At 55.2% G+C, this 8,507-nt stretch carries 8 protein-coding genes; 2 read left to right on the top strand and 6 right to left on the bottom strand.

The genetic code is table 11. From position 1 onward, the window contains the following. The first annotated feature begins 293 nt into the window (after positions 1–293). The gene (locus tag ACOTYB_RS24150; protein WP_003862405.1) at positions 294–1,001 is read left to right on the top strand and encodes a FadR/GntR family transcriptional regulator; all 708 of its coding nucleotides are present in this window, start codon (positions 294–296) and stop codon (positions 999–1,001) included. Beyond that, positions 998–2,431, top strand: coding sequence for a multidrug transporter subunit MdtD (gene mdtD / locus ACOTYB_RS24145; RefSeq protein WP_003862403.1), 1,434 nt, complete (start codon positions 998–1,000; stop codon positions 2,429–2,431). Before ACOTYB_RS24150 ends, mdtD begins: the two co-directional genes overlap by 4 nt. Here mdtD and rbsR read toward each other — a convergent pair. The 6 genes from rbsR to rbsD all read right to left on the bottom strand — a co-directional run bounded on the left by rbsR (position 2,397) and on the right by rbsD (position 8,251). Next, positions 2,397–3,389 carry a ribose operon transcriptional repressor RbsR gene (rbsR, locus tag ACOTYB_RS24140; protein WP_003862402.1) on the bottom strand — a complete coding sequence of 331 codons (993 nt, stop codon included), beginning with the start codon at positions 3,387–3,389 and terminating at the stop codon, positions 2,397–2,399. The two genes, mdtD and rbsR, sit on opposite strands and share 35 nt — an antisense overlap. Before the next feature lie 3 nt (positions 3,390–3,392). After that, positions 3,393–4,322, bottom strand: a complete 930-nt coding sequence (gene rbsK, locus ACOTYB_RS24135; protein WP_003862399.1) for a ribokinase — start codon at positions 4,320–4,322, stop codon at positions 3,393–3,395. 108 nt (positions 4,323–4,430) lie between these two features. Further along, a complete protein-coding gene (gene rbsB, locus ACOTYB_RS24130; protein WP_003862397.1) occupies positions 4,431–5,321 on the bottom strand; it encodes a ribose ABC transporter substrate-binding protein RbsB in 891 nt (296 codons plus the stop codon). A 27-nt stretch (positions 5,322–5,348) separates the two neighbouring features. After that, complete coding sequence (gene rbsC / locus ACOTYB_RS24125; protein ID WP_003862395.1) at positions 5,349–6,314, bottom strand: ribose ABC transporter permease; 966 nt, start codon at positions 6,312–6,314, stop codon at positions 5,349–5,351. Positions 6,315–6,318: 4 nt separating this feature from the next. Further along, positions 6,319–7,824: a ribose ABC transporter ATP-binding protein RbsA gene (rbsA, locus tag ACOTYB_RS24120; RefSeq protein ID WP_220153894.1), complete on the bottom strand. Its 1,506-nt coding sequence runs from the start codon at positions 7,822–7,824 to the stop codon at positions 6,319–6,321. A 7-nt stretch (positions 7,825–7,831) separates the two neighbouring features. Continuing rightward, the gene (rbsD, locus tag ACOTYB_RS24115) at positions 7,832–8,251 is read right to left on the bottom strand and encodes a D-ribose pyranase (protein ID WP_003862392.1); all 420 of its coding nucleotides are present in this window, start codon (positions 8,249–8,251) and stop codon (positions 7,832–7,834) included. Positions 8,252–8,507: the final 256 nt, after the last annotated feature.

Here is an 8,507-nt window from a genome sequence, read left to right as displayed (position 1 = left end):
CGCTGCGGCGCGGGGTGTGCATATTACGCTTTCCCGCTTCAGAGTCAAGCGTTTGTTTTGCTTTTCTCTGCTGACCCGGCGGCGTGTGTGCCGTTGTTCCGTGTCAGTGGAGGCGCATTATAGGGAGTTCTTCTGAAGTGACAAGAGGAAATTTAAAAAAAATTTCTGACCGTGTTTTTTTTCACCAAAAGCGATGAGATCCAGCTACAAATTGTTCTATTTGATGTATCTGCAACCACAATCACACCTGAGATGGCATAATTAGCCGCATCAATATCTAAGGAATAAAAGCGATGCCATTAAGCGCACAACAGCTGGCAGCTCAAAAAAACCTGTCCTATGTGCTGGCAGAGAAACTGGCGCAGCTGATCTTAGCGGGTAAATATGCTCCAGGTAGCATCCTGCCCAGCGAGATGGAGCTGGGAGATCAGTTTGGCGTTAGCCGTACAGCCGTTCGCGAAGCGGTAAAAACATTAACGGCGAAAGGGATGGTGCTTCCACGCCCGCGCATTGGCACCCGCGTTATGCCTCAGGGAAACTGGAACTTTCTCGATCAGGAGTTGCTCACCTGGTGGATGACCGAAGATAACTTTAATCAGGTCGTCGATCACTTTCTGGTCATGCGCAGCAGTCTTGAACCTCAGGCCTGTCTGCTTGCCGCCACGCTCGGCACAGCAGAGCAAAAAGCGCAGCTCAATACTTTGATGGAAGAGATGGTGGATCTGAAAAAGCACTTTAACCGCGAGCGCTGGATAGCGGTCGATATGGCCTGGCATGAACATATCTATAATATGAGCGGAAATCCTTTCCTGACCTCCTTTGCTTCTTTATTCCATTCTGTGTACCACACTTACTTTACCTCTATCACACAGGATGAGGTGGTGAAGCTGGATCTGCATCAGGCGATAGTCGATGCCATTCAGGAGAGCGACGGGCAGCGAGCCCTGAGTGCGTGCCAGGCGTTGCTGGCCGCGCCAACCCACCAGCAGGTAAATAAATGACAGAGAAAAAAGCACGCAGTATGGCCGGATTGCCGTGGATTGCAGCCATGGCGTTCTTTATGCAGGCACTTGATGCCACTATCCTCAATACCGCCCTTCCCGCCATAGCACAAAGCCTTAACCGCTCCCCGCTGGCGATGCAATCCGCCATCATCAGCTACACCCTGACGGTGGCGATGCTTATTCCGGTCAGCGGCTGGCTGGCCGATCGTTTCGGCACGCGTAAAGTATTCATGCTGGCGGTGACGTTGTTCACCCTCGGTTCTCTGGCTTGCGCCCTCTCCACCTCTCTGACGGAACTGGTTATCTTCCGCGTTCTACAGGGGATAGGCGGCGCGATGATGATGCCCGTCGCGCGTCTGGCGTTATTGCGCGCCTATCCGCGCAGCGAACTGCTCCCGGTGCTCAACTTTGTGACTATGCCGGGGCTGGTCGGCCCGATACTTGGCCCGGTTCTCGGTGGCGTACTGGTGACCTGGGCAAGCTGGCACTGGATCTTCCTGATTAATATTCCGATTGGTGTGGCAGGGCTGATTTATGCCCGTAAATATATGCCGAACTTCACCACGCCAAGACGCAGCTTCGATATGGGCGGCTTCTTCCTGTTTGGCCTGAGCCTGGTCCTGTTCTCCAGCGGGATGGAGCTGTTTGGCGAGAAAATCGTAGCAACGTGGCTGGCGCTGGCCGTCATCCTCAGCGGTATTCTGCTGTTCCTTCTATATATACGTCATGCGCGTCGCCATCCGACACCGCTTATCTCTTTATCTCTGTTTAACACCCGAACGTTCTCCGTCGGGATTGCGGGCAACATTGCCTCACGTCTGGGCACGGGCTGCGTACCGTTCCTGATGCCGCTGATGCTCCAGGTCGGTTTCGGCTATCCGGCCCTGATTGCTGGCTGCATGATGGCGCCCACGGCGATGGGCTCGATTCTGGCAAAATCGACGGTCACGCAGGTGCTGCGCTGGTTTGGCTATCGTAAGACGCTGGTTGGCGTGACGATCTTTATCGGATTGATGATTGCGCAGTTCTCTCTGCAATCTGCGGCGTTACCAATCTGGATGCTGATCCTGCCGCTGTTTGTGCTGGGTATGGCCATGTCGACGCAGTTTACGTCGATGAACACCATCACCCTTGCGGACCTCACCGACGAGAATGCCAGCAGCGGCAACAGCGTACTGGCGGTCACTCAACAGCTGTCGATCAGCCTCGGGGTTGCCGTGAGCGCGGCGGTACTGCGATTTTATGAAGGGTTTGACGGTACAAATACCGTTGAGCAGTTCCACTATACCTTTATCACCATGGGCGCGCTTACCGTGGTATCGGCGGTGGTCTTTATGTTGTTAAAACCAAAAGACGGCCGGAACCTGATTAAAGAGCGTCACAAAGAGAAGGCTAAACCGAACCGCGTTCCATCAGAACAGGAGTAAGCTGCAAACGTTGCTGTTGCAGCGTGGGCTGGGCCATGCGGTGGATCAACACATCGATGGCCAGCTCGCCCAGTTCATCTTTCGGCTGATGGATGGTGGTCAGCGGCGGCGTCATGTAGCGCGCCAGTTCGATATCATCGTAACCGACGATCGCCATGTCGTCCGGGACACGTAATCCCGCCTGATAAAGCGCCTGATAAGCTCCGAATGCCATCGCATCATTACCGATAAACACCGCCTGCGGGCGCGGCTCTTGCGCCAGCAGTTTCTGCATTGCTTCAAATCCACCGTTAAATTCGAAATCGCCGGTGATGCGATAGCCATCAGGAATGGCAAGCCCCGCACGTTCCATGGCCGAAAGATAGCCTTCCAGACGCAAGCGCGCCGGGGTTTTATCCAGCGGGCCGGTAATACAGGCAATGCGGGTATGACCTTTATCGATCAGATGCTGAGTCGCCATATCGCCGCCCAGCAGCGAGTTATCCTGGATCAGATCGCTGGTGCCGTCGAACGGCGCCCAGTCCATCATCACCGTGGGAATAGAAGGGTAGCGCTGGATGATCTCTTTCGAAGGTTGATGCGTTTCGGTACAGAGCAGCAGCAGCCCGTCGACGCGTTTTTGCATCAGCGTTTCCAGGTTACGGTTCATGCGCTGCTCATCGCCTTCGGTATTGCACAGCACCAGGCTGTAGCCGCGCTCGAAGCAGCTGCGCTCCACGCCGCGCACCAGTTCAGAATAAAAAGGGTTGGTACTGGCCGTGATCAGCATGCCGATGGTGCGCGTCTGGTTGAGCTTCAGGCTGCGGGCCAGCGCAGACGGCGCATAGTTGAGTTCTTTAATTGCAGCGTCAACTTTCTCCCGAATCGCCTCGCTGACGAAGCGATCGTTATTGATAACGTGGGAAACAGTCGAGGTAGAAACGCCCGCCATACGGGCGACATCTTTCATTGTGGCCAAGCGTTACCCCTGCTGACTTAAGAATTCATCAATCTCTTTACGCCATGGAACAGAAGGCTGAGCGCCTTTACGCGTCACCGCGATCGCAGCGGCGGCATGCGCGAAGCGGATCGCGTCATCCATTGCTTTTCCTTCCAGCAGCGCCGTTACCAGCGCACCGTTGAAGGTGTCTCCTGCGGCGATGGTATCAATGGCTTTGACCTTAAAGCCCGGCACGCGACGACCTTCGCCATTGACGCTAGCCCACACCCCACGGCTGCCGAGGGTGATGATCACGGTGCCGATGCCTTTATCATGCAGCGCAAGCGCGGCACGCGCTGCATCGTCATCATTTTCGACACGGATACCCGTCAGCTTTTCCGCTTCGGTTTCGTTCGGGGTGATAATATCCACCAGCGCCAGCAGCTCGTCTGATAATACACGGGCAGGTGCCGGGTTAAGTACGACAGAGGTATGATTTTCATGCGCAATTTTCGCAGCGGCCAGCACGCTTTCAACCGGTGACTCCAGCTGCATCAGCAGGGCTTCCGCTCCGGCGATGATTCCACGCTGCGCTTCGACGCGTTCAGTCGTTAACGCGGCATTAGCCCCTGCATGAATACCGATGACATTCTCACCTTCCGCATTGACGAAAATCAGCGCCACGCCGGTAGATTCCCCTGCAACCACGCTGACGGGTGCGATGTCGATGTTGTCGCTTGCGAGCTGTTTGCGTACGCGCTCGCCGGTATCGTCATCACCCGTACAGGCGATAAACGCGATATTCGCCCCGCTGCGTCCGGCGGCAACCGCCTGGTTTGCGCCCTTACCGCCGAACGCCACCTGATACTGATTGCCGGTGACGGTTTCGCCCGGAGTGGGGAACGTTTCAAGGTTAAGAATGTGATCGGCATTGATACTGCCAAGGACGACGAGGTTGCCTGCGGTTTTCATGTATTGAGGTGTCCATCTGAGAGTGCCACCGGTATTACCCGGTGGCGTATGCCACACTTTTCTTTTATTTGGTGTCCCTCAGGCAGCCAGCGACTGCCTGAATCGCCTTTACTGCTTAATGACCAGTTTCAGGTCAACAGGATATTTGGCCTGAACTTTTTCGCCCTTCAGCACTTTATCGGCAGTTTGCACGCCTGTCGCGCCAATCTGCTCAGGCAGCTGAGCGATGGTCGCAGCCAGTTTGCCATCATTTACTGCTTTTTCACCATCCGGCGTGCCGTCAAATCCGACAACCATCACATCTGATTTACCCGCAGTCTGGAGCGCACGCAGCGCACCGAGCGCCATTTCGTCGTTCTGTGCGAATACCGCCTGCACATCAGGATGCGCGGTCAGCAGGTTCTGCATGACGTTCAGACCTTTTGTACGGTCGAAGTCTGCCGGCTGGCTCGCCAGCACGTTGAATTTGTGCGCCGCTACAGCCTGCTGGAAACCCTCACCACGTTCACGGGCCGCGGAAGTCCCGGCGATACCCTGCAACTCAATCACTTTCGCGCCTTCACCGGCTTTCTTCGCGATGTAGTCGCCGGCGATTTTTCCGCCCAGTACGTTATCAGACGCAATGTGGCTGACCACATCCCCTTTCGTTGCCTGACGGTCAAGGGTGATTACCGGGATCTTCGCCTGGTTTGCCATCTTCACGGCATTACCGACCGCGTCGGAATCGGTTGGGTTGATCAGCAGAATTTTGGTGCCACGAACGGTTAAGTCCTGAACGTTAGCCAGCTCTTTCGCCGGATTGTTCTGAGAATCCAGCACCACCAGGTTGTAGCCCAGTTTATCTGCTTCTTTCTGCGCGCCATCCTTCAGGGAGACGAAGAACGGGTTGTTCAGGGTAGAGACAACCAGCGCGATGGTGTCCTTCGCCATGGCGTTAGCACTTACGGTTGCGCTCAGCGCGACAGCAGAAACCAGGGTAGCCAGTTTTTTCATGTTCATATCTAAGATGTCCTGTAGTGTCGTCAGTTACTGTTTTTTGTTGTCTACCAGTACCGCCAGCAAAATCACCACTGCCTTAACGATCATCTGGTAATAGGAGGAAACACCTAACAAATTTAAGCCATTATTCAGGAAACCGAGGATCAGTGCGCCGATCAATGTCCCAACAATGCGACCTTTACCGCCCGCAAGGCTCGTACCGCCCAGAACCACTGCCGCGATGGCATCCAGCTCATAGCCCGTACCCGCCGTTGGCTGTGCGGAAGAGAGGCGCGCCACTTCGATGATGCCCGCCAGAGACGCCAGCAGGCCGCACAGGGAGTAAACGATAATTTTGACTTTATTAACGCTGATACCGGACAGGCGCGTTGCCGCTTCGTTACCGCCCAGCGCATAGATATAACGACCCAGACGGGTATGGTGCAGCATGTACCACGCCGCCAGGAAAACGATAGCCATGATCCAGACCGGGGTCGGGACACCCAGCGGGCGACCGATACCGAACCAGCCAAACAGATCGGCGTTATCGGTAAAGCCGGTATTAATCGGGCTGCCGTTGGTGTACACCATGGTCACACCGCGCAGCAGCAGCATCATCACCAGCGTGGCGATGAACGCCTGAACGCGACCTTTCGCCACAATTACGCCGGTTACGGCGCCAATTGCCGCACCTGCCGCCAGCGCAGCGGCAACGGCCACCAGCGCGTTGACCTCAATACCGACAATCGACGCGGCGATCGCGCCGGTGAGGGCCAGCAGGGAACCGACGGACAGATCGATACCCGAGGTCAAAATCACCAGCGTCATCCCCACCGCCATAATGGCGTTGACAGAGGTCTGCTGAAGAATGTTGAACAGGTTATTGACGGTAAAAAAGTTCGGGCTCATGGTCGAGACAATCGCGATCAGCACCAGCAGGGCAATCAGCGATTTTTGTTCCATCAGCCATGCCTTTGTGAAATAGCGGCGACCAGAAACAGCCTGGGTAGTCATCTTCTTACTCCTGATTCACGCGATTAAGCTTGCCCACAGCGGCAGCCATCAGAACTTCCTGGGTGGCCTGCTCGCGAGTGAATTCACCGCCGAGATGCCCTTCATGCATGACGATAATGCGATCGCTCATGCCTAATACTTCTGGCATCTCGGAAGAGACCAGAATGATGCTCAGACCGTCGGCCTTGAACTGGTTAATCAGCTGATAGATCTCTTTTTTCGCGCCCACGTCCACGCCGCGGGTGGGCTCATCGAGGATCAGTACTTTCGGGCGCGTCATCAACCCGCGGGCAATCGCCACTTTCTGCTGATTACCGCCGGACAACAGGCCAATCGCCTGCTCCATCGATGGGGTTTTAACGTTAAAGAGACGGATAAAATCGCTGACCGCCTGCTGCTCATCTTTGTGTTTCAGGCTGCCGCCGCTGCGGCTGAAATAGCCTAGCGCAGTCAGGGACATGTTCTCTTTTACCGACATGCCCAGCACTAAGCCGTCGCGCTTACGGTCTTCAGAGATATAGACGATGCCATTCGCCAGCCCGTCCTGCGGCGAGCGGGTGACCACTTCATGACCGTCAAGGGTAACGTAGCCGCTGGTGCGCGGCAGTGCGCCATAGAGCACTTTCATCAGTTCAGTACGCCCCGCCCCCATCAGGCCCGCGACGCCAAGGATCTCGCCCTTGCGCAGGGTAAAGGAGACGTCATTCACGCCCGGTCCGCAGAGGTTATCCACCTTCAGGCGGATCTCACCCGGCGCTTTCTCCAGATGTGGATACTGATCTTCGAGCTTACGTCCCACCATCATTTCGATCAGCGAATCTTCGGTCAGGGTTGCTACTTCGCGCTCGGCAATAAACTTCCCGTCGCGAAAGACGGTGACGTCGTCGCAGATTTCGAAGATCTCTTTCATGCGGTGTGAGATATAGACAATGCCGCGGCCCTGGGATTTCAGCTCACGGATCACGCGGAACAAGGATTCGGTTTCGGTATCGGTCAGGGCGTCGGTCGGTTCATCCATAATGATGACCTTCGACTCGAAGCTCAGCACCTTCGCGATTTCCACCATCTGCTGATCGCCGATGGAAAGGTCGCCCACCAGTCGGTCGCTCTTAAAGCGCAGATTCAGCTTCGCCAGCAGTTTGTCCGCTTCGGCATACATGGTTTTCCAGTCGATTTTGCCAAACCGGTTCACAAACTCACGACCGAGGAAGATGTTCTCCGCAATGGTGAGCTGCGGGATCAGGTTCAGCTCCTGGTGGATGATGCCGATGCCCGCTTCCTGAGAGGATTTCGGGCCGTTGAAGGTGGTCTCTTTACCCAGCCACAGCAGCGAACCGGCATCGCGTTGGTAGATACCGGTCAGCACTTTCATCATGGTGGATTTGCCGGCGCCGTTTTCGCCCACCAGCGCCATGACGCGCCCGGAATAGACGTTCAGCGCCGCGCCGGAGAGGGCTTTTACGCCCGGGAACGACTTATCGATCCCTTTGAGTTGCAGTAATGCGTCCATGATGGCCTCAGAAGGTGACGCCAGCACAGAGAATGATATTCGCATACGGGGAACACTCCCCGCTGCGAATCACCGCCTGACTGTCTGCGGTTTGTTGTTTGAACTGCTCGTGCGTTGTGTAACGAATTTCTATGGTGTTTCCCTGGTGCTGTTGCAGTTGCTCAATGTGGCTGAGCAACGTTTCGTGGAGTTGCGGATTATGTTGTTTGATTTCCGCGGCGAGAATGGCCGCCTCAACCTGCATCTCCGCGGTGACCACTTCCAGTACCTGCATGAACGAGGGTACGCCCTGCGTTAACGCCATATCGATACGGGTTGTGCTGCGCGGAACCGGTAAGCCTGCATCGCAAACCACCAGCGTATCGGTATGCCCAAGACGGGAAATCACCGATGAGATTTCTGAGTTGAGTACTGTGCCTTTCTTCATTTTTTGCTCCACTAGCGAAACGTTTCGCTAAAAACAGTGTAGCCGCAGAAGTGTTCAGAAAACCATCATGACGTAACGGATTTGTGATCAACGTCGAAACGTTTCGCTAAGTTAAATGCAGAGGAGGTAAATGCAAAACGGTAACCGTCAGGTTACCGTTTTTTATGGTTGCGCCCTCTCCCTGTGGGCTGAGGGATCCCCAGTAATATGGTCATGCCACCATGACCATATTACTGTACTCTTTTCCCAGCTTTTT

Origin of the sequence: Enterobacter cloacae complex sp. IR5450, assembly GCF_049238665.1 — a bacterium.
Lineage (GTDB): Bacteria > Pseudomonadota > Gammaproteobacteria > Enterobacterales > Enterobacteriaceae > Enterobacter > Enterobacter hormaechei_C.
This window is presented reverse-complemented; position numbering and strand designations above follow the sequence as displayed.